Source organism: Brevibacillus sp. Leaf182, assembly GCF_001423865.2.
GTDB lineage: Bacteria > Bacillota > Bacilli > Brevibacillales > Brevibacillaceae > Brevibacillus > Brevibacillus brevis_C.
Genome location: NZ_LMPN02000021.1, coordinates 82,474 through 103,475 on the forward strand (window position 1 = coordinate 82,474; position 21,002 = coordinate 103,475).

Here is a 21,002-nt window from a genome sequence, read left to right on the forward strand (position 1 = left end):
ACACTTTTTTACTAGAGTGGGGAAGAGATGGAAAACAAACTCTTTAGAGTGGGCAATACTATTACTAGGAATCCATAAGGCAATTATCACTTATTTATTTCCAATTGAGTGGAGAAGATTTAAACCATAAAGTGATCTGGAAAGCTTCCATAGCTTCATCAAAATCGAGTCGATAAAGTTTTTATGCAAGCCGAGCAATTGGTTTATTGAATGTGACTTAAGGTTGTGCTATCGAGTTGATCATGTCAAACATAATTTTGATAAGAATAACTTGATATGAAACTACTACACTCATCAATAATTTACTGTCATAACACCCAGTATTGGTATGGGTATAGATCAACAGCAATCATATTATGCGTACATGAAGGTATTTACGAAAAAGCCGCTTAACTAAACAAGCGGCTTTTTGTGGCTATCTACTTCTGTCTTCTTTAATACTATCCGTTCTTTCAATCATTTCGTGGAATCACGTTGTTGTTGTCGATGCTCATTTAGAGCATCCATCCAAATCGTAACTAGCTCTGCAAAATATCTTGTTTCAATGATTGACTCCAAGTCCTCGCCAGTGTCTATACCCGCTTCTAGTTCTTCCTCAACGTATGAGTTATAAATTCGAGTATAATCCCTCCGTATTTCGGAACTGTATAAATTTCCAGTACCATCTGATACTTCCTCTTCACCTGATACCACTCTTTGTATCCGGTCTAAAATTAAGTTTTTCGAGAGTTCCGACCGAACCTCGACTTCTAAAAATTCTTCTACAATCGATAAATGTTCTGGTAAGCAAATTCGTAGTTTATCTGCCTTATCATCGAAAACAATTTCGTAAGGTATCATAGGGTTCCTCCTAGATTATGGTTCATAAATTGGGTAAGCTGTAGTAATCCTTCCATCCTTGTCTAGCCACATTTCAATTTTAATGCCAGAGGAATGCCTACCTTCCCATTTGCGTATAAATTCCGTTCCACTAGGCTTTATGGAGGGGATTGCGTCAACATACACTTCATAAATGGCAGTCATTACATCATCAGCAGACCAATGTTTTGGAAAGAAGGACGATGTTTGCTCTTTCCTGACATAAGATGTGCCATTAAAAATATCTACTACTCCATCGTATACACCGTGTGAATCAGGATTTGTTTGGCTTCCGACAATTCGATTAGTTCTCGAACTCGGCTCATGATGCCAACCTACAGCTTTTCCTTTTTCGTTAATTTCTCCTTCAAGGATATGTCTTCTAGCATTTGGGGCAAAGTACTTTTCAATATCATCCCATTCGCAATTACCGATATTATGAACCCATATTCCTAAGTCAGTCACAAAGTACGTGTTGAAATCCTCAACTGTAAAATTGTATACCTTGACTTTTTCATCATGTTTGACTACATTGATTTTTTCTATTTTTAAGGTATTCCCGTTACTTTGTTTTAACAGATCACCAACCTGTAGATCTACAGCAAGAACCCATTGTCTTCCTTCGACCCAGAACGGATGATTAGCGGTTGTTTCAATGATCTGGTTTCCAACACTCAATTCGTAGGTGTACTCTTTTTTGTTTCGATGTAGATGTGTAACTTTCTTGTAAGCAATCTCACCTGTCTTCTCATCTTTTGAAAGAACTTTATCTCCGACTACAATGTCTTCAATATTCTTCTCTCCGTCTTCCGTCAAAACCTTTGTTCCTGCTGTAAAGCAATTGCATTCGAATAGTTCGTCCATAGTCTTTGCTGCTTTTTTGACTAGCTTTCCGCCAATCTTTGTTAAACGGAACGCTGGAACGAGTACGGCACCGGTTTCATATATGACAATATCTCCAGAAAATAGGAACTGGGCATAGAGTCCGTACTTATCTTTTCCGGTTGCTCTTCCGCTGTTAATGTAATGAACTAACTGGTTCGTTAATTCCCCTTGCTCTTTAAGTATCTCTCCTCCTCCAACGTTAACATTGAGTGAAACGTGCGTACTTCTGTTGAGAACTGCTTCAAAGGCAATTACAGACATCAAGAATTCTTCATCATACCTACCCGTAATAGGACCATCGTAGAACATCATTTCCTTTAATTTCTCTTGTGCCTTACGGATGGTTTCACTAGATATGCTGCTGTTGTAGTGAGAGATTAGGTACTGGACATCATATTCTTCAGTTGGAATTGTATTGACTACACTTATCGGTAAAGTAATTGGATACTCTGGTGCATCAGAAGCTACGATCTTAATAAAGTATACACCGGTTGGAGCCCATTGGCCGGGGTTCACTTTTGTATAGCGGCCATTCCAAGTAAACGTTTGATACGTAGCCTCTAAGTTAGTTCTAGTCTCTTCATATACGACCGTATTCTGCCTTAGAACTTGAATTTTGACACTTGGATGGGGATCAGAAAATTTCCATTGTACTGTTACCGATTTTTCGAAGCCTGGCGTCGTATCCAGGGCGAAATTACTGGAAATTCGTTTTGGATCATGAAAGCCTGCCTGATAGCTGCCACCTATCTCCGTCGATAGTGTGGATATACCCGATTTAGTAAGTATTTTTTGGTCTTTATTCCAAACAACTTTTGCATAATAGGTTCCAGATGTCTCAGTTACAAATAACGTATTTTGCTCATCCGCATGGAATGTTTGGAGCATATTACCGTGGGAGTCTTCCAGGATTAACATGTTATTTGTCACATAAAGGTTCATGTAAGCCATTTCTTCTGCTTTGAGAACGAAGTAATCAACGTCATAGCGGGATGATAATAGATCAGTGTATATTTCGTCCCACTCAGCAGGAATGGCTCCTTCTCTTGTGCTATCAGCATCCACAGCTTCAACCGTAATGCGCGTATTCAAGCTGTCATTATGAGAGCTTAGTTTCAAATAGTAACTAGTACCTGCTCTCACATTATATTCGAGCTTTGAGAAGAGTTCTCCATATGGACCATCCGGAACGTTATCGTTTTCTGCCAATAATGTTGTGAATGAATCATCTGAATATAATTGAAGGTACGTATCGTTTTCCGGTCCTTCGTTCTTATATGGGCTGGTAAAAAAACGATAGTTCCCAGAAACTGAAGGAGTAAACTTGTAGTACAAGCTCTTACCAGAGTTTGCTGTTACATCTATAGACTCATTTTCTTTCAAAATTTCAATATTTACAGGGTCTGGGTTAGGAGATGGCGATGTTGAGGGGGGCTGCCATGGTTCTACCCCTTCTATATTGATCGTAACCACATCACCAGGAGCTTTATATTGATCGGTTATCCGAATAAAATATATCCCTGAACTCAAAGGAGTATAAGTAAGAGTATCACCCGAAGAAGATACAATTTTTGAACCATTTGGGTCATCTAAAAGAGTTATTGATCCTGTCCAACTGATTCCTTTTTGCACTATTTTGATAGTTTGATTTGCTTGTGCCTTTACAATGTACCAAATGTCTTTAGATGAGCCAAAACTATCTGTTTGAGGGCCTGGTAATGATACTGGTATGGATACGAGCCATTCATACTTATTTTCTCCACCACTTCCTCCAGTTAGCATTTTGATATAGTACGTTCCACTTGTCTCGATTCTTATATCCATACGTGAAGTAGTATCGGATAGGATTTCTTTTTTTGCACTATCATACAAGACCCAGCCTTCAATCGGAGAAGAACCTTTCCCCCAAAGATGATAATTGAATCCTGCTTTTAATTCCGTCCGAAAGAAGATGCTATCATTACTCGGAGTGGAAAAAGTAGCAATCGTTCCTTTTGCCCACTCCAAAGAAACGGAATGCGCTTGGTTAAGATCAGATCCATCACCAGCTGTGATAGAAAATGTCTTTCCGCTACTCCCCGAAATTACTATAAAATAGGTACTCGTTTCCATAGGGGTAAAAGTAAGAGTGTCTGCAGAAACCGTTTTTATAGCAGGTTTGTTCGGATCATCGTATAAGTACTTACCAGTACCAAAACCACTAAAACCTGGCGTATAAACTCTTAAGGTATGATTCGCTTTAGTTTTCACTTGATACCATATTTTCTTTTCAGGCCCAATTGTATAGCTTTGAGGCGTAGATACGGAAAGTGGGATAGATTTAAGAATATAGTATTGGTGCTCCCCAGCATTCTCGCCGGTTAACAATTTAATGTAGTATGTTCCACTTGTATCAACCTTGATATCAGCACGTGCAGTAGTACCAGATAAAATCTCTCGGTGTGTGTTATCGTACAAGACCCAGCCTTTGGCTGACAGGTCTCCCCAAATGTGATAGTTAAATCCCTCTGTCAACTCCGCAGTAAAGTATATACTATCGTTTCCAGGACCCGAGATTTTCCCTATATCCTTCTTGTCATCTTTATCAAAAACGATTGCATATGCTCGCTCAAAGCTAGATCCATCACCAGTAGAGATAGTAATTTTTTGTCTACTGTTGCCCTTTATTTTAATATAGTAAGTACCACTGGTTTTGGGTGTATATGTTAAGGTATTCTTTGTTGTGTAAGCTAATGATAGTTGAGTTGGATCACTGTAAATGTCTTTAGAGGTCCCACTCCCCTGAAGATCTGGTGTAAATAAGCTAAGCGTATGATTCTCTTGTAGTGTAATAGAATACCAGTTATATCCTGAAGCTCCAATCGTATCTTCAACAGGACCAGGTGTTCTTAATGGTTTGATCTCCTCTGGAAGAACGGAATTCAATGCATTCTTTTGTGAGGTAATTTCTACCTCATTCGAGAGAAGCATTTCACCGGTTTCAGTCATACCAGTTACTACATAGTATCTAGATTCATCAGAATTTTGATCAATGGAATGATCTACATAGGAGGTTTCCGTTAGTTTTGAAATTACCTCTTCATAACTTTGAGAATTACTGCTTCGCATTTTTACGCTATAACTCGTAATTTTGTCTTCCGTATTCCAACTAAGAATATTCCCAGTCTCAGTAGGAGTTACATCAAGTTGAATACGTTCTTGAGGATCTGATACAGAAATCTCAATATCTGTCATCTTGTCTTCATAGTAAGCACTAATCAGTGTTGTTCCTTCAGCATGTGCAGTTATCTTGCCATTACTAACACTAATTATCGTTTCGTCTTTTACCTTCCAAAGAACCTCGTTTGTAACGTCTTTCATTGTGCCATCTGGATTTTGAAGCTCAACGGTTACTTGTTTTTCACCACCTACATGTAAAGCTACTTTATGAAGAGAAGGAATTAATGTAGGTTCATCCTGATGTATCTGTACAGTAGTTACATTTGATAAAGTTTGTGATCCGTCGGTGCCAAGCCCAATAATTCTATACTCATGAGTGGCTCCTTTTTGTAATGAGGTATCCTTATAATTTGTTGCCCACCATTCATCCGTTATTTGTTCGAATTCTTCATTACCAACTCGACGTTGCACGATATACTTTGAGTCTTCTGACCATTCACTCCAAGTCAACCGGATTTCTTCGTTTTCTTGTTGCGCACTGAGGTGAATAGATTCATCGGTACCAACCGATACTTCTAGCTGGATTTCTTTTTGATTGTAAAAGCCGATGATCCTCGTTTTCCCTGCATTCATTGCTTCTATCTTTTCGTTGGTTATCGAAACAATACTCTCATCTTCGACTTTCCATTTTATCTTGGTGCTTACATCTCTAGTCGTACCATCTGTAAACTTCGCAATTATTTCTATTGATTTAGATTCACCGACTTGAAAGTCAAGGCTAGTAGAATCAGTTTCTAATGTAAAGTCATTCTGCCTTTTTTTCATTTTGATTTTTACTGGCTTTGAAACAACGGTATCTCCATTAGATAAGTGTGCTTCAACCATATAATAATAGGTTGCACCGGATTTGACTGTATCATCAGAAAAAGTGTGCTTCTTCAGATTAGCCGCAAGAACTTCGTATTTTCTCTTATTTTCTCCTCGTTTCACTGTATAACTAGCAGCATCCATATCTCCCCAACTTAAAATGGCGCTTCCTTCATTTTCACTTGCCTTAATCTCTAGATTCTCTGGGTTAGGTGATACTTGAACTGGAATTATTAATTCTTGTTCTCCATACTGAACAGTTACCAAAGTTGAACCAATAGCTGTTGCTGAAAACTGCCCGTCTTTAATCGATACAATGCCTTTCTTTTCTGAGGTCCAAGAGACCTCTTGAGTTACATCGCTACTGTTACTATGAGAGTCACTGAAGATACGAACGTTTGTCGATTCCCCGACTCGTAATTCCACTTTTTCATGAGATGCGAATAATGATTTTACTTTTTGATCAACTTTCTCTTCTTCAGAACTTGGGAGATTCACCTCTTGTAAACTAGACGCAGACACTCTTTGCACCGCATTTGGAAGATAGCTTGTTGGGACTGAAACTGTTAATAATAGAACGAAAGCTAAAAATATTCTTAGGTACTTCTTCAAAAAAACGCCTCCATTATCCCTGTTTTTTACATAACGCGTAAATTTCAGATTATATATCCGTGTTTTTACATAGGTCTTTTTTCTGGTTTTTTACAAATTATTGCAGGGTACTGAGAAAAAATGAAAGGCTATCCCTTGGCCATAATTAGCCTTATAAGATAGCCGTACTACGTTGCTTCACTTCACTTATTCATTTATTATTTTGCTTCTTTAGTGATTACCCATTGTTTGCTATCCTCGTCTAATTCAAACTCAGCAAGGATAAGATCCCCATTCCCTTCTTCTTGTAAGTAAGCCATTTTTCCAAAAGTAAGGTCCTCATTGACTAACAAGACAGGTATAGTATCTCCTTCCTGTATAATCGGATCTAAGATCTGCTCTTGAACATCTATAAATGAAGTAGACACTTCTCTAGAGTATTTCTCTTTTAATTGCTCTTCTATTAAGTTGCTATGTAAATACGAAACATAGATCCACTCTTTTCCCTCGTCATCCACTACGGTATCAAAAGCAGAAAAACTAGAAGTATCGTTCTTCATGAATGAAGAATTAGCAGATCGTATTCCCAGTTTATCTAAAGTTTCACTCTGATATTTTTGTGAGGAATCTGTTAATTGAGGAATTCCTTTATCCGCCAATACATTAGGACCAATCATAACTACAAAAACAAGTCCAATGCACAAAGGTATCATTTTCTTCATCATTTAATTTTCCCTCCTATTTCTTCTTTTTCCAACTAGCTGCACTAGTCTCAGATAAGTAAGAGCCATCAAGAGTATAAACTTTGTGAACCGTTTTTACTTCTGCTTCCGTTGTACCCGGTCTAGTATAGTATGATGTCTTAGTCCAAGCGTCTCTACCAGTGTCACTTTCAGTTTCAGATGTGATATAAGTCCCATTTTTATAAAACTTAGAGGAAGTCGTTACTTTTCTTAAATCTGGACCAGTACCTTTCGTGTAACCACTAAGAAAAACATTCCCAGGATCTGCTTTTGAGTCAACAGCATACGAATAAAAGTCTTCAAAGTCCCAAACATAATCCGGTCTAGCGAGAATAGTGCCTCCACCAACAACTAGTCCGAGGATAGTTGTTATAGAAAAAACAACTCTGCTCATCTTACTCAAATTACATCAACCTCCAAATATTGTAAAAATATAATTTCACAATATTTCCCATTTGTCAAATTTTATTAAAAAGGGTCGTTTATTTAGTTTTATCAAATTTTGAACATCAGTGTGGGAATAGCACATAGTAGTCACCTATATTGGGTCGGTGGATGAATATTCGATTGGCTACTTCCCCATCAGGTGAAAACCACTACCAAGCCACTTCCATTCATACAAATAAAAAGCTGTCGCCCAGCCCATGCTTACGAAAAGCATAGCCCGACAACAGCTTCACCTATCCTTCCATTACTCCATCGTCAAAACAACCCGCCCATTGATTTGACCTTTTTCCAAACGCTCCAACACTTCATTGATCTGATCCAGCGGCTGCGTCTCGATGATCGCGCGAACCTTGCCGCGTGCTGCAAAATCAAGTGCTTCTTGCATATCCTTGCGCGTCCCCACGATGGAGCCTCTCACCGTCACGCCATTCAGCACCGTGTCAAAAATCGGGATCGGCAGCTCTGCGTTCGGCAAGCCAACTACGACAAGAGAACCACCGCGTCGAACGGATTTGTAGGCTTGTTCAAACGCCTTCTTGGTGACTGCCACGCTGATCGCCCCGTGGACACCACCCACCTGCTCCTGAATGGCTTGTACCGGATCAACTTCACTGCCGTTTACCGTCACATCTGCCCCTAGTTCTTTTGCCAAGTCCAGCTTTTCCTTGTGAATATCGACCGCTACGACGTTGTACCCCATCGCCTTGGCATATTGGAGAGCCACATGCCCCAAGCCGCCGATGCCGTAGATCGCTACCCATTCACCCGGCTTCACGTTTGCTACCTTCAATGCTTTATACGTGGTTACCCCTGCGCACAGAATCGGCGCTGCTTCCACATCGCCCAGCTCGTCAGGAATACGTGCCACGTAAGCAGCAGGTGCTACGCAATATTCAGCATAGGCACCGTCAGCCGAATAACCCCCATTTAACTGCTGCATGCACAGTGTCTCCCACCCAGTCAGGCAGTAGTCGCATTCGCCGCAAGCGGAGAAGAGCCACGGAATTCCTACCCGATCACCCATTTTCAGCGAGGTAACGCCTTCCCCCAGCTTTTCGACAACACCTACGCCCTCATGCCCAGGAATCAAAGGCAGCTTTGGCTTCACAGGCCAATCCCCATGTGCCGCATGCAGGTCCGTATGGCAGACACCGCACGTCTTGATTTTTACCAGAACCTCACCGTATCCGACATGTGGAATCGCGACTTCCTTTACTTCCAGCTTTTGATGGAACTCGTTGACTACTGCTGCTTTCATCTTGACCTTCCTCCTCTTTTTACCCCTTCAGGCATGTGCACAAAGGGCAGGTGTTCTTCCCGCCTTCTACTAATTGCAAGCAGTATGCCAACATGAAAGCGCTTAAAAATCCAATCATCTAGCCGTTTCCTTTCTTCGAAGCAGCCGATATGGCGGCACATGAGCCGAAAAAACGGCCCACTTGCCAACCTTTTGGCCGATAAAGGGTATTCATCCTTGCCTGCGGTATTACTACGTAGTGGAAAAAGGGGGCGAACACATGCAAATATCCAAGTTCATGACGCCGGAAATCATTTTCGGGAACCAGTCTCTCGGCCAGGTAGGGGAAAGCTTGCGCCGATTGGGAGCTTCTCGCGTCTTTCTTGTCAGTGATCCTGGAGTCGCCAGCGCAGGCTGGATCGAGCGGATCATCTCTTACTTGCAGCAGCAAAGGCTCGACTACCATCTATGGACGAACGTGACTGCCAATCCGAAAGATTACGAGATTCATGCCGGGATTGCCGAATATCGGGCCAAGGAGTGTAATGCCATTCTCGGTGTTGGCGGAGGCAGTGCCATCGATGCAGCCAAGGCCATCGCTCTGTTGGCTACCAACGAGGGCAGCATCGTCCAATACGAAGGCGTCGATAATATCCAGCATCCTCTTCCTCCTATGGTGATGGTACCGACGACAGCCGGCTCCGGTTCGGAGGTTTCGCAATTTTCCATCATTGTAGACAGTGCACGCAAGGTGAAGATGGCGATCATCTCCAAGTCGCTCATACCCGATATCGCCATCATCGATCCGCAAACCTTGATGACCAAGGACAAGCTGCTCACTGCCAATACAGGCATAGATGTGTTGACACATGCCATTGAATCGTATATTTCACTCGCCGCAACACCGCTTACCGAAGTGCATTCGCTGCAAGCCATGCGTCTCATCGCCAAGCATTTGCGCCCCTCTGTCGCCAGTCAATACAATACCGAGGCCAAGCAAGCGATGGCCATGGCGAGTCTTCAAGCCGGGATCGCTTTTTCCAACGCCATACTCGGTGCTGTGCATGCCATGTCCCATCAGCTCGGGGGATTTCTCGACGCTCCGCATGGTGAGGTGAATGCCATTCTGCTCCCCCACGTACTTGAGTACAACTACATCGCTGCACCGGAAAAATACAGGCAAATCGCAGAATGTCTCGGTGAAAACACAGCGGGCTTGAGCACACATGCCGCCTCTCGTCTCACACTCAAAGCAGTCAAGGAGCTGGTAAGCGATCTGGAGGTGCCTCAATCGTTGTCGGCCATTGGACTGCATCCAGAGCAAATCGACCTGCTCAGTTCTCTCGCCGTACGGGACGTGTGCATGACGACCAATCCCCGCGACATGACCGTCCACGATGTCGCGACGTTGTTTCGCCAAGCCTTGTAGGAGGTTCTCCATGCATACCAAACAAGAGATTTTGGAAAAATTGACCGGGATTCAATCCTCGCGAAAAAGCTATTACAGTGAACTCGTCTATCTGATCGAGGAGATGAAAAAGAAAAACAAGCAGCTCGCCGTCATTAACCAGCTCACACAAATCCAAATCAACGCCACCTGGCAACAAACCACCAGTTATATCGCCGCACAGCTCTCGCAAATTCTCGTGTTCGAGCACTTTGCCCTGACCATCGTGAAGGGAGGCATGCTCTCCTCCTATCTCGCCAAGTGGACTGACGGAGATTGGCAGTGCCATACGCTGACACAAACCGTTTCTGTGGAAACCCCTGTGCTCACCGGACAGGTTCATCTTACCCTTGCCGAAGTACTGCCTGAGCATCACGCCACCTCTGTTCCGTTGCGCAGTCAGTTGAATCAGAGCTTTGGTTTTTTGACGCTCTTACGCCAAACAAAGCAGCTAGCAGATCGGGACGAAGCCGAATTGATCCAGCTCGTCGCCAGCCATGTCGGCGTCGTCGTAGAAAACAGCCTGCTTTTTCAAGACGTGAATGAAAAGATCAAAATCGAAGCCCAACTAATTCAATCCGCAAAAATGGCGGCGATTGGCGAGATGGCTGCCGGCATTGCCCATGAGCTGAACAGTCCGCTCACGGCCATCCTCGGAAACTCTCAATTGCTCATGCGCGAGATGACAGATGCCCCAGAGGCTCCCTTGATGAAAGACATCTATCAATGTGGGGTGCGCTGCAAAAAGATCATTCAAAACCTGCTCACCTTCTCGCGGCAGGAAGAATACTTGTTTTCCACCACCTCTATTGACGAGGTCGTAGAGGACGTACTGGGGCTGATTGGCTACCAGTTGTCTGTTTCCGGCTTGACCATAACCCGGGAAATGTCCGAGCCTCCTCTGCTGTTTCATGGAAGTCGTCATCAGATCGAGCAAATTGTGATCAATCTCCTGTTAAATGCACGAGACGCTGTGGCAGGCGGGGAATCTCCACACATTGTCATCCGTTCCTTCCTCGTACAAGAGGAGGACAGCTCTTACGTAGGCTTATCCGTCTACGATAACGGCACAGGCATTTGTGAAGAACAGCTTTCGCAAATTTTTCAGCCCTTCTTCTCGACGAAGGAACGGACGAAAGGGACAGGTCTCGGACTTTCCGTCAGTCTTGGAATTGCAGAAGCGCACGGCGGGAAGCTGTATGCCGAAAGCGTGGAGGGAGAGTACAGCAAGTTTACGATGCTTTTGCCACTGTTAGCTGACGAGGAGGACAACGATGGAGAAAAAACGGATTTTGATCGTGGATGATGAAACAGAAGTAACTACCTTTTTTACCTATTTCCTCAAGAAAAAAGACTGCGATATCGTCGTCGCCAATTCTGGCAAGGATGTGGAACGGCTGCTTCACTCCGATTCTACCGGCTTTCACGCTGCACTCGTGGACCTGAAGCTGCCAGATGCCGACGGATTGACGCTGCTCAAACAGATCAAGGCAGTATTTCCCGCCTGCGAAGTCTTAATCATGACAGGCTACAGTACGATTAAATCGGCTGTGACAGCGATGCAATGGGGCGCGCGCGATTACTTGGAGAAGCCGTTCGATGATCTGGACAGTCTGGAACAGGTCATCGACTCGGTGCTCTCTTCTTCCAGCAAACAAAGCGATCACCTATCCCAAGAAGCCGCCCAATATGGTATCGTGTATTCATCTGACAGTCCGATGGCCAATGTATGCGCAATTGCCAAAAAATTAGCAAAAAAGGCGATTCATGTGCTCATTGAGGGCGAAACGGGTACCGGCAAGGAGCTGATGGCCCGTTTTCTCCACGGAGCGAGCAATCGCGCCCAGCAGCCTTTTGTTGCTTTTAACTGCGGGGCCGTGCCGGAATCCTTGCTGGAAAGTGAGCTGTTCGGCTATGAAAAGGGCGCTTTTACCGGAGCACTCAAATCTCGCAAAGGCTTGTTCGAGCTGGCACATAACGGAACGCTGTTTCTTGACGAGATCGGGGAGGCTCCCCCTTCCATTCAAGTGAAGCTCTTGCGTACGCTAGAGACGGGAGAGTTCATGCGCGTCGGTGGCGAACAGATCGGTCAGAGCAATATTCGCTTTATATCTGCCACCAACCGCGATCTGGAGCATGAAGTCGGGATGAATCGTTTCCGCAGTGACCTGTTGTATCGTCTGGAGGGGATCAAGCTGTCGATTCCTCCTCTTCGCGAACGGATTTCGGATATCCCCACAATCGCGCACTACTACCTGCAAAAGCGCAGTGGAGGGCCATGCGAAATCGATCAGGATGCCATCGAGCTCTTGCAGCGCTATGATTGGCCGGGCAACGTCCGCCAACTGATCAACGTACTGAATCAAACCATCGCGTTGCACGAATGCGAACGACTGCGTGCCGAGCATTTGCCAGCGAATTTGCGAAGCCGCACAGTACAGGTGCATCCATCCACTGCCCCCAAACGGATAGAACAAGTCATCGACCACGAATGCGAGCGCTTTGTCGATACGATCGGCCGCCTTGTCACCTCTGTAGACGGGATCGACTTCGATTATTTGATCAAGCGGGTTAAACAGCTCGAAGGCGAGATCGGGCGAACGATTATCGAAAAGGGCTTGACTGAAACAAATGGAAACAGGCAGCTTTTAAGCAAAAAATTAAACATCACCAAACGGACGATTCGCTACATTTTGAACGAAAAAGCATAACGTCTGCATTGGCGCATCTAGGAGGCATTCACGTCGTGGTTCCCGAAAAACCTTTCTCGACCTTGAAAAAAATCCCTGCTGACTTCTCTCTATCTGCCGTTATTGTTGGACTCATCGCCACGATGGTCTCCTATGCAGGACCATTGCTGATCGTCTTTCAAGCTGCCAAAGGTGCCGGTCTCAGCGATGCAGTCCTCGCTTCCTGGATTTGGGCCATCTCGATTGGGAGCGGCTTGACGTGCATTGTGCTCAGCATCTGGTTTCGCACCCCGATCATCACGGCTTGGTCGACGCCGGGGGCAGTTCTGTTAGTCACCAGCTTGACGGTATACTCCTTTCCCGACGCGATTGGCGCGTATATTTTTTCAGCCGTGGTCATTACGCTCGTCGGCGTTTCCGGTTTGTTTTCCGTCTTGATGAAATACGTCCCGCAGTCGATTACGACCGCCATGCTCGCGGGGATTCTCCTGTCTTTTGGCGTAGAAGTCTTTGTTTCCCTGCAGCACCTGCCCGCCTTGGCTCTTCCGATGATCTTTTGCTATCTGTTCGCCAAACGCTGGTCTCCACGGTATGCTGTCGTGCTTACGCTTTTGGTTGGCTTAGGTGTCGCCTTTCTTTTGGGGCGTTTACAAATGGACAATGTCCAGATGTCCCTCGTCCAGCCCGTCTTTACGATGCCGACGTTCTCTCTCGATGCGATCATCGGCCTGGGGATTCCATTGTGCATCGTCGCGCTTGCCTCTCAGAACGCCCCAGGAATTAGCGTCTTAAAAGCAGACGGGTACGATACACCTGCTGGACCACTCGTAACGACTACTGGCATCACTTCTCTATTGCTCGCTCCTTTTGGTTCACCAGGAATCAATCTGGCGGCAATTACGGCGGCGATTTGCACGGGAAAAGAAGCTCATCCGGATCATACCAAGCGCTACATTGCCGGAATTGCCTGCGGGGGCTTTTACTTACTCTTCGGGATGTTTGGCGCTACGATGGCTTCGGTATTCGCTGCCTTGCCCAAAGAATTGATCGCCGTCATTGCGGGCTTGGCTTTGTTTGCCTCGCTCAGTTCCAGCCTCGCACAGGCGATGAGCGAAGCGAAGGAACGCGAATGCGCCTTGGTTACGTTTCTCGTGACGATTTCCGGCATCTCCATTGGCGGAATCGGTGCTGCTTTCTGGGGCTTGATTGCGGGGGTGATCACCCATCTGATTATGAATGGCAATGTGAAAAGCTGGTTTGTGAAAAAGAAGAATACGCAGCCGTTGGCATAGCTGCCTGAACATGAGGAGAGAGTGCCGTGAAAAAATGGTTTGGTGTTATCACTCTTTCAGCTTTCCTTTTAGTGGCTGGCTCTGCTTGCACGACGAAGGAGTCCACACACTCCTCAAGTGGTTTTGCGCTATCGAAAACTTTTTCATCCACAGAAGAAATCACCCAAGACGCCATGGTTATTTTGAAAGGCACCGTTCCCAAAGTATACAAAGAAGAAAAAACCGAATTTCTCGTACTCTACGTGTATGAAGTAGCCGTGGTCAACGTGTTTCAAAACCTCACCGAGCACCCGATTGAGGCGGGGGATACGATCAAGCTGTATCGCATCGTAGGTTTTCAACCTGCTAAAGATAAAGAGATCGCTCCGATTGCGGATCATAAGCAGATTGAAATTCCAGAAGGCGAGTACCTTCTGTTTCTCAACGGTGGTTATGATGAAGAGGCTGGTCATGTGACATGGTTTCCAAACACTCCGAATCAGTTATTTAAAGCGACCGGTGGGGACAGCGGCACCGAGTATAAGAACGTGTTTGTGTCAGACGAGATTCCCTCTATTACGGAAGAGGATGTACTGGATGCAATCTAAGAAACGGCTCCTCGAATGAATCTGAGGAGCCGTTTTCTCTGTTCCCTGAAACTAGCGGTAAAAACCTTGTTCCTCGGCGTAATTTCCCCAATGCGGACGGCTGCCGTCTCGATCCGTAAAAGGATACTCGTCCGACAAGCCCCATGTACTGACCGTTTTCCCTGTTTTTTCTGCGACAGCCGGGTCCGAAGCCAGCGCAACCACTGCTCGACCGATGTACGTAGGTGTTTCCGACATAATGAAGTGCTTATCTTGCTTCACTGCCTCTCTCCACGTCTCTTCTGTCACGCCAAAAAGATCGAGCATCGCTTCTGAGCGCAGGAAGCCCGGTGTTAAAGCCAACGCGGTAACCCCATGTGAGCGCAGGTCCTCTGCCATCGACGCAGCGAGATGAATCGTCGAGATTTTTGCCAAGCTGTAGTACAGATTGCCGCGGTACCGATAGTCGATTCCGTCTGTAATCTCGATGATCAGCCCTTTTTTCTGCGCCACCATGAGTGGAACAGCATAGTGACTGGTGATCATATGCGTCCGAATAGCTCGCTCTTGCATCAAAAGGCCGTCTGCCAATGGCTGCTCCCAGAACGGCATCCCCCAGTGAGTCAACGGATCTCCGCCCCAGATGTCATTGACCAAAAGATCGAGCTGTCCATTTTGCTCCGCTTTTACTCGCTCAAAGAACGCTTTTACCTCTTCTTCCTGCGTATGATCGACTCGCACAGCGATCCCGATTCCGCCGCTTGCCGTCACGAGCTCTGCTGTCTCTTCAATCGTCTCCTGTCGCGCCATATCAGAGTGCTGACCACGCACCGTACGTCCCGTCACATATACCGTCGCCCCTGCTTCTCCCAGACTGACGGCAATCCCCCGGCCTGCTCCTCTTGTGCCGCCTGCTACCACCGCTACTTTGCCTTGTAATGGTTTCATTTGTAATGCCTCCTTACCGATTTATGCATCAAGAATAACGAAGCAAATATGACAACCGCTGTCATATTCGTTACGATACAATCAAAGTAATGTTTTTTTACTTCTAGGAGGGCTTTTTATGCGGGCAGATCGACTTCTTACGATCTTATTGCTCTTGCAAAACCACGGTCGCATGACTTCCAAGCAATTAGCAGAAAGGCTGGAGGTGTCCGAGCGAACCGTTCATCGTGATATGGAAGCTTTGAGTGCGTCAGGCGTTCCCGTCTATGCCCTGCGCGGCGCAGATGGGGGCTGGGCTTTGGCAGAAGGGTATCGCAGTAATTTGACTGGAATGAAAATAGATGAGCTGCAATCACTGCTCGTAGCGTCCCCTGCTGCCTTGTTGAATGATCTCGGGCTGCATGAAAACTATGAAGCTGCTTTTCTCAAGCTGCTGTCCGCGCTGCCAAAAACCGTTCAGCAGGACGCCATCCACGTACGCCAGCTCCTTCATATCGATGGAGCTGGCTGGCATGAATCTACGGAGACGTTTCCGTTCTTGTCCACGGTTCAAGATGCCGTATGGCTTTCCCGCAAGCTGTTCATTCGTTACATGCGCGAAGATATGGCCGTAGAGCGCATTGTCTGCCCGCTCGGACTCGTCGCCAAGCGCAGCATCTGGTATTTGGTCGCTCAAGTGGACGAGGACATGCGGACGTACCGGATTTCACGACTGTTGGATGCACGTCTGTTAGATGATGGCTTCCTCCGTCCAAGTGATTTCGACCTCGCTTCCTATTGGGAACAATCCACCTTGGACTTCAAGTCCAGTCTCCCGCGATATCCTGCGCGGTTGCTCGTCAAAAAAGAGACGCTGCCTGCTGTAAAACAGGAGCGTTATATAAAAATAGCTTCCACCCAAGCCGCAACAGACGACTGGATGGAAGCAGAGGTTGAATTTCATACACTTGCGTCAGCATGCTCGCTAGTGCTCAGCTTTGGCCCGCACATTCAAGTGTTGGAGCCGCAAGAACTGAAACGTGAGGTCGCAGAGCAAGCTCGAGCTATACTTCGCCTGTACGAGGGCCAGAATTAGCAAGCACCTTCGTTTCTCGTCCGCACATGAGCAGGACGATTGCTCCCACGATCAGCACTGCGGTAAATACACTAAAAATGAACGTGTAGCTGTAATGATGCGACGAGTAGTAACCGACGAGATACGGCGCGATAATACTGCCGATTCTTCCGACACCAGATGCCATACCAGAACCAGTAGCGCGCAGTGGTGTCGGATAATTTTCCGGCGTGTACGCGTACAAAGCACCCCAGGCCCCCAGATTGAAGAAGGACAAGAAGGCTCCCGTCACCAACAGCTCCATAGTGCCACTGCTTTGTCCAAAAGCAAAAGCCATCACGCCAGTCATGAACAAGAAGGTCGCCAGCGTCCCTTTCCGTCCCCATTTTTCCACGAGATAGGCTGCCGCGAAATAGCCTGGCAGTTGGGCCAACGTCATGATCAGTACGTATTGGAAGCTTTTGATCATCGTAAAGCCTTTGTCGACCAAAACAGATGGCATCCATAAAAACATGCCGTAGTACGAGAACGCAATTGCAAACCAGACGACCCACAGCGTAATCGTCTCTTTGCGATGGGACGTTAACAGCTTTCCAACCGGAATCTTTTCCGTCTGCTTTTGAAACTGCGGAGATTCAGGAATGCTCCTTCGAGCAAACCAGGCATACACGACGGGCAACGCCCCGATCATGACAGCCACGCGCCAGCCGTAGTCCGGAATGATAAAATACGCGATGACGGCTGCCGCGATCCAACCGACCGCCCAAAAACTCTCCAACAGCACAACCGTACTTCCTCGCTTCTCCGGTGGCGCAAACTCATTTACCAGCGTCGAGGCTACCGGCAGCTCGGCACCCAAGCCGAGTCCCATCAGGAAGCGGAACAGCAGCATGGTCGCAAAACCAGTTGCGAAAGCGCTCGCAAAGCTCGCCAAGCCAAACAAGACCAAAGTCAGCAAAAACACTGGCTTGCGGCCAATTCGGTCAGCCAAATAGCCACCTGCAATCGCTCCAATCGCCATGCCGACGAGATTACCCGTCCCGAGCAACCCGGCCTCTTCCCCTGTCAAACCCCATTCCTGTCGTAATGCCACCATAATAAAAGATAAAAGTGCAACATCCATAGCATCGAACATCCAGCCAAAACCGGCTGCCCAAAAAACTTTTTTGTAAGGCTTTGACATTCTCGTTCCCTGCTTTCCTTTCTTTTGCGCATGATATTCGCGCCTAGTTATCATTTCGCTTTTTCACCCAATATCCTGCTCGCGAAAAAAAGTTCGACTATTGTGATAGTAGGCTTTCCTAAGAAGCTCCATTCTAACCAAACCATAGCAAAAGGGCAGGTGATTGATCTTATTGAGGAAGCCGCTGAATGAATCTGTTCATGAGCAAAGAAAGAGAAATCAAGATGGGAGGGTCGTCCGGATGTGGCACATGAAGAGTAACTTGCTGATGGGGGACGATCGCAGTTGATGTGACAATGATTGGTTTCTTGGAACGTGTGCGCAATGTCTCGTACGGCAAGAGAAAATCCATCGCCTGCATACCCCAGGCAACAGACGTCGCCATCAAGTAATACGTGCCCGGTTTGACATTGGTAAAACAAAAATTGCCTAGCGAGGGCAGCAAGGTTCCGTATAAAGGAAGACCTTCCGGAATCGGCTTGGCAAACAATCCAATCAAAATGACGCCTTGAAATGGCTCTGTGGACTCGATTGTTCCTGCAATGGTCATCGGCCGCTCCGGGGACGGATGTAACCGACTCCACTCTGTCAACTGCTGCAAGGAACGGAGACGGTCTTCCGCTAGCTGGGCCGTTTCTCGAAATTCGCTAGGCGATACCCCGACACGCTCCGTAAAACGGGTAGAGAACGTGCCGAGGCTCTGCTGGCCAATTTCCAGACCAATGTCGCGAACACTCATATTGGTGCGCAGCAGTAAATCCTTTGCCCTTTGGAGTCGCATGGTCGATACGTAATAAAGAGGTGGGAGACCGATTCTTTCTTTAAAAATCCGCGCAAAATGATACTGGCTATACGCAACATGATTCGCCAACCGGGAAAGTGGTAAAGGCTCGTCTAAATGCCGATGTATATAAGCGATCACTTCGTCAATTTCGGTATACTTGTCCATCAATCGAGCTGCTCCCTCCCTCTTCTTCACAACCAAATGCAGAACGTTTGTTCTAAAATAGAATTTACCATATTTTTCTGAACGATGGAAGGAGTAAATGGGAGCACTTACGCTTTCGTTTTCTGCAAACGGATTTCGTTCAGAAACGCTTGCATCGTGTTCGTTACAAATGAATCTTTTCTGCGAATAAAAACGGTTGTCACCTCATGATAAGGCTCCGGGATGCGATGTATATGAACCGTTCCGCTTTCGACCAAGTGATGTACTGCCGACTTCGGCAAAATGGTAATGCCGATCCCCGCTGCTACGCCCCCGATAATGGTCTCAAACGTTCCGAATTCCATCACTTTTTTCGGAATCAAGCCCTCTACCTTCATCCAGGTCTCTAACCGTTCTCGATATCCGCAGCCCTTTTTGTAGAGCAAAAGAGCTTTCCCTGTGATATCACTGGCAGTGAAGGAACTGTTTTTCGTTACCAACACCAGCTCCTCTTGAAACACTTGCTCCTGCTCGATCAAAGGATGATTGATCGGTCCACTCACGAACGCTCCATCCAGCGCGAGATCCAATACTTTTTGCAGCAGTTGCTCTGTCACGCCTGCCTTTAGTGAAATATCCACATGCGGATACTGGCTGCAATACGAGGATAGCAACCTCGGAAGGGCATTGATCGTCTCGACCATCCCAACCTCTAGCACCCCGGACGGCTCGGAAGCCCGATGAAAGTACTTTTGCATTTCCTCGAATTTGTTGATGATCTCTCGCGAATATTCGAGCAGGCGCTTCCCTTCTGTATTTAAGGTCATGCCTCGCTTGTTGCGATAAAACAAAGGTGTTCCCAGCTCTTTTTCCAGTAGCTTGATCCGCGCCGTCACATTCGACTGAACGTAGCTCAGCTCGGCTGCGGTCTTGCTCACGCTGCCCAATGTGGCGACCATCTGGAATATTTTCAAATCATTGATCTCCACGTTGCTCTCCCTCTTTTCATCTATCACTGAAAATGATACATAAAGTTATTATCAATCATTATACTAACATATTTTCATCCAGTATGATGTGGTAAGTCAACTTTGTCAGCTTCAGATTGAAAGGGAGAAATCGCATAATGAACAAGCAACTACTTTTGGGGTCTATTTTCTGCATGGTGGCCAGTATGTCATGGGGGGCAATGTTTCCAGTTGCGCACATCGCGCTGCAAGAGATCGATCCATTTTACTTCTCATTTCTTCGCTATTTTTTCGTAACCATCATTTTGTGCGGTTTGCTCTGGGCAAAAGAAGGCTTATCTGCTTTTCGTTTTGAGGGGCGTGGGAAGTCTCTGCTGTTTTTTGGAACAATGGCGTTTACCGTCTACAATATGGGAGTATTTCTCGGGCAGGATTTGATGGGGGAACCAGGTACGATTGCAGCTTCCATTATGGAAGTGCTCATGCCGATGATCTCGATTGTAATTTTGTCCATTACCACTAGAAAGCTGCCGCCGTACTATACGTTGGCGACGATTCTGGTCGCTTTGGTCGGAGCTGTCCTTGTTATTACCAATGGCAATCTTACCTTCTTTACTACAGCAAGTGAGCATTTGATTCCGTTGTTCTTCATTTTCATCGGTGTCGTGGGTTGGGTTGTCTACTCGATCGGCGGCGGGCGTTTTCACACGTGGTCTACACTTCGCTACTCCACGTTGACGTGTCTCTTAGGAACAGGCGTGAATTTCGTCATTGTCACGACTTCCTCACTCTTTCAATGGCTTCCGGTTCCTACTGTCGAGACTGTGATGTCCATCAAGTACGAAATGGCCTTCATGGTTCTTTTACCCGGCTTTGTAGCTCTTTTGAGCTGGAATGCAGGCATCAAGCTGCTCACTCCGCTCAACGGCATTTTGTTTATCAACCTGGTTCCGATCACGACCTTTGCCATGATGGCGTTTCAAGGTTATGAGATCAGCCGTTACGAATTGTGCGGCACCTTGCTCGTGATCCTTGCCCTGATCGGGAACAACCACTTCCAAAGAAAGCAACTACAATACCGTTCCGTCACAAAGCAACAACCGAGCGGAAGAAAAGTACCGTCCATGTAGTCTAAAAAA

Annotated in this window: 16 protein-coding genes; 7 read left to right on the top strand and 9 right to left on the bottom strand. The window is 46.2% G+C overall.

The window, feature by feature from the left end; genetic code table 11:
- Positions 1-456: 456 nt before the first annotated feature.
- The 5 genes from ASG16_RS12460 to adhP all read right to left on the bottom strand — a co-directional run bounded on the left by ASG16_RS12460 (position 457) and on the right by adhP (position 8,808).
- Positions 457-840 (bottom strand): hypothetical protein, encoded by a 384-nt coding sequence (locus ASG16_RS12460; protein WP_056491398.1) that lies wholly within the window; start codon positions 838-840, stop codon positions 457-459.
- 15 nt (positions 841-855) lie between these two features.
- A complete protein-coding gene (locus ASG16_RS12465) occupies positions 856-6,381 on the bottom strand; it encodes a polymorphic toxin-type HINT domain-containing protein (protein WP_056491400.1) in 5,526 nt (1,841 codons plus the stop codon).
- Positions 6,382-6,578: 197 nt separating this feature from the next.
- Positions 6,579-7,085 (bottom strand): hypothetical protein, encoded by a 507-nt coding sequence (locus ASG16_RS12470; RefSeq protein ID WP_056491402.1) that lies wholly within the window; start codon positions 7,083-7,085, stop codon positions 6,579-6,581.
- Between the two features lie 13 nt (positions 7,086-7,098).
- Positions 7,099-7,506: a hypothetical protein gene (locus ASG16_RS12475; protein ID WP_048034420.1), complete on the bottom strand. Its 408-nt coding sequence runs from the start codon at positions 7,504-7,506 to the stop codon at positions 7,099-7,101.
- Between the two features lie 288 nt (positions 7,507-7,794).
- Positions 7,795-8,808: an alcohol dehydrogenase AdhP gene (adhP, locus tag ASG16_RS12480; RefSeq protein WP_056491404.1), complete on the bottom strand. Its 1,014-nt coding sequence runs from the start codon at positions 8,806-8,808 to the stop codon at positions 7,795-7,797.
- Between the two features lie 259 nt (positions 8,809-9,067).
- On the opposite strand from adhP, the gene ASG16_RS12485 reads away from it, so the two are divergent.
- From ASG16_RS12485 to ASG16_RS12505, 5 genes are read left to right on the top strand one after another with little or no spacing between them, the layout of a single operon-like run.
- Positions 9,068-10,216 carry an iron-containing alcohol dehydrogenase gene (locus tag ASG16_RS12485; protein WP_056491409.1) on the top strand — a complete coding sequence of 383 codons (1,149 nt, stop codon included), beginning with the start codon at positions 9,068-9,070 and terminating at the stop codon, positions 10,214-10,216.
- Between the two features lie 10 nt (positions 10,217-10,226).
- Entirely contained in the window at positions 10,227-11,540 is a 1,314-nt protein-coding gene (locus tag ASG16_RS12490; protein ID WP_056491411.1) for a sensor histidine kinase, read from the top strand.
- Positions 11,509-12,945: a sigma-54-dependent transcriptional regulator gene (locus tag ASG16_RS12495; protein WP_056491413.1), complete on the top strand. Its 1,437-nt coding sequence runs from the start codon at positions 11,509-11,511 to the stop codon at positions 12,943-12,945. Before ASG16_RS12490 ends, ASG16_RS12495 begins: the two co-directional genes overlap by 32 nt.
- 35 nt (positions 12,946-12,980) lie before the next feature.
- The gene (locus ASG16_RS12500) at positions 12,981-14,216 is read left to right on the top strand and encodes a benzoate/H(+) symporter BenE family transporter (RefSeq protein ID WP_056491415.1); all 1,236 of its coding nucleotides are present in this window, start codon (positions 12,981-12,983) and stop codon (positions 14,214-14,216) included.
- 26 nt (positions 14,217-14,242) lie between these two features.
- Complete coding sequence (locus ASG16_RS12505) at positions 14,243-14,803, top strand: hypothetical protein (RefSeq protein ID WP_056491417.1); 561 nt, start codon at positions 14,243-14,245, stop codon at positions 14,801-14,803.
- A gap of 51 nt (positions 14,804-14,854) precedes the next feature.
- Here ASG16_RS12505 and ASG16_RS12510 read toward each other — a convergent pair whose 3' ends face one another.
- The gene (locus ASG16_RS12510) at positions 14,855-15,730 is read right to left on the bottom strand and encodes an SDR family oxidoreductase (protein ID WP_056491418.1); all 876 of its coding nucleotides are present in this window, start codon (positions 15,728-15,730) and stop codon (positions 14,855-14,857) included.
- A 118-nt stretch (positions 15,731-15,848) separates the two neighbouring features.
- Between ASG16_RS12510 and ASG16_RS12515 the strand changes: the two genes are divergently transcribed.
- Complete coding sequence (locus ASG16_RS12515) at positions 15,849-16,805, top strand: helix-turn-helix transcriptional regulator (RefSeq protein WP_056491420.1); 957 nt, start codon at positions 15,849-15,851, stop codon at positions 16,803-16,805.
- Here ASG16_RS12515 and ASG16_RS12520 read toward each other — a convergent pair.
- The 3 genes from ASG16_RS12520 to ASG16_RS12530 all read right to left on the bottom strand — a co-directional run bounded on the left by ASG16_RS12520 (position 16,774) and on the right by ASG16_RS12530 (position 19,884).
- Positions 16,774-17,967 (bottom strand): MFS transporter, encoded by a 1,194-nt coding sequence (locus tag ASG16_RS12520; protein ID WP_056491423.1) that lies wholly within the window; start codon positions 17,965-17,967, stop codon positions 16,774-16,776. The two genes, ASG16_RS12515 and ASG16_RS12520, sit on opposite strands and share 32 nt — an antisense overlap.
- A 169-nt stretch (positions 17,968-18,136) precedes the next feature.
- Entirely contained in the window at positions 18,137-18,916 is a 780-nt protein-coding gene (locus ASG16_RS12525; RefSeq protein WP_056491425.1) for a helix-turn-helix domain-containing protein, read from the bottom strand.
- 107 nt (positions 18,917-19,023) lie between these two features.
- Positions 19,024-19,884, bottom strand: a complete 861-nt coding sequence (locus ASG16_RS12530; RefSeq protein ID WP_056491426.1) for a LysR family transcriptional regulator — start codon at positions 19,882-19,884, stop codon at positions 19,024-19,026.
- Positions 19,885-20,021: 137 nt separating this feature from the next.
- Between ASG16_RS12530 and ASG16_RS12535 the strand changes: the two genes are divergently transcribed.
- Entirely contained in the window at positions 20,022-20,993 is a 972-nt protein-coding gene (locus ASG16_RS12535; RefSeq protein ID WP_056491428.1) for a DMT family transporter, read from the top strand.
- Positions 20,994-21,002 lie beyond the last annotated feature (9 nt).